This window comes from Aquimarina sp. RZ0 (assembly GCF_008370685.1).
Taxonomy (GTDB): Bacteria; Bacteroidota; Bacteroidia; order Flavobacteriales; family Flavobacteriaceae; genus Aquimarina.
On sequence record NZ_VTZU01000203.1, the window covers coordinates 1 to 1653 of the forward strand.

1 protein-coding gene is annotated in these 1653 nt (G+C 37.9%); it reads right to left on the bottom strand.

The genetic code is table 11. From position 1 onward, the window contains the following. Positions 1–1653: condensation domain-containing protein (locus F0000_RS27230; RefSeq protein WP_255452923.1), on the bottom strand; the 1653-nt coding region annotated here is incomplete at both ends.

Consider the following 1653-nt stretch of genomic DNA (forward strand, 5'->3'; position numbering starts at 1 on the left):
CTAAAGTTTCTTCCATATAAGCAACCACTCTGATGGCATCAATTTCTACATCTGCTATTTTTGCTATCAAGCGAAAATCATCTCCATAATCATCCACATCCAAGGTAAAAGGATAATTGGTACGTTCTTCGCCTGCTAAAACTTCCAGTCCTAAATCAAAATCAGTAGTGTTCTCTGAGGTAACACCAAAGGGATCATCTACTGCACTATGTCGATAATTTAACAAGGCACTGAACATATGTACATCATTGGACATACCACTCCATTGATGTACACTGGATAATGGGGTTTGTTCATATGGTAACATATCACGTAATCGCTCTTTGGTTTGGGTAAGATAATCCACCACACTATCCTCAATATACAACAATACAGGTAAGGTATTGATAAACAAACCAAGTGAAGATGCTGAACCTTCTGACCCCTGTAAACGACCAGAAAACAAAGAACCAAAAAGAGCATACTCGCTATTACTACACCTACTTACTACTAAACCAAATGCAGCATGAAACAATACTGCAGGACTCATCTGTAACTTACTCGATATACTACGTATAGAACTACTTAATTCTGAGGATAACATAACTTTTGAGGAATCTATCTTTGTCGAACCATCTCCTAATGTATTGGATAGACCAAAAGGATAGGTAGGCTCATCAATTTCCCCTAATAAAGAACCAAAATAATCTTCACTAGCTGCTAATGAATAATTACAGATAATGTCTCCTATGAAATTACGATATAAATCAGGAGACAATAGCTGATCCCCTTGACCAGATACATACATACTAATCTCCTCTATAATCTTCTCTAAGCCCACATGATCCAAAACCAAATGATGATAATTGACAATCAAATAATACTCCTCTTTTTCTATATCATCTGCTTTCTGCAATCGTAACAAAGGTGCTTTTGAGACATCCATCCACAAATTCTCAGGAGAAATCGCCTGTTCTAACTGAGGCAATATCTCTTTGCTTATATCTAGCAATAGATCCTCAACAGCTAATACGACTTCCCGTAATACTAGCTGTATATTCTGGGTGAAACCTCTACTCAACACGCAGGTCCGTAAGACATCATGACGATTGATCACAAACTCTAAACCTTCTATAAATTGTGAACGTTTAGCCGCCGAAGGGAAGCTAAGTAATGAAGGCGTAACATAAGGATCGCCCTGGGTAGGGTTGCTCATCAAATGATGAAAATAAATACCCTCCTGTAGTGGTGCTAAAGGGTAGATGTCCTCAATATTAAGAGCTCCTCCTGAAATAGTATCCATAAGTATTTCAAGTTCTTCCTGACTAAGGGAGATCAGTGGAACCATCTCTGGGGTGATATAATTGCAATCTACTGTAATACCATTAGCAGGAATACTACTGACTGAAGAAACTAATGAAAGTTTAGCACTTAATAAAGCGATCGAAGGATTAGAAAACACATCCCTGACTTGAACAGTATATCCTATACTTTGTAAGCCCGAAATCAATCGAACAATCAACAAACTATGACCGCCCAATTCAAAAAAATTATCATAAATACCTATCTTATCCACGCCCAACAACTCCTGCCAGATCTCTGTCAACTGCACTTCTATTTCATTTCTGGGAGCTACATACTCCGTACTTGATAAATGCGCTAAATCTGGATCTG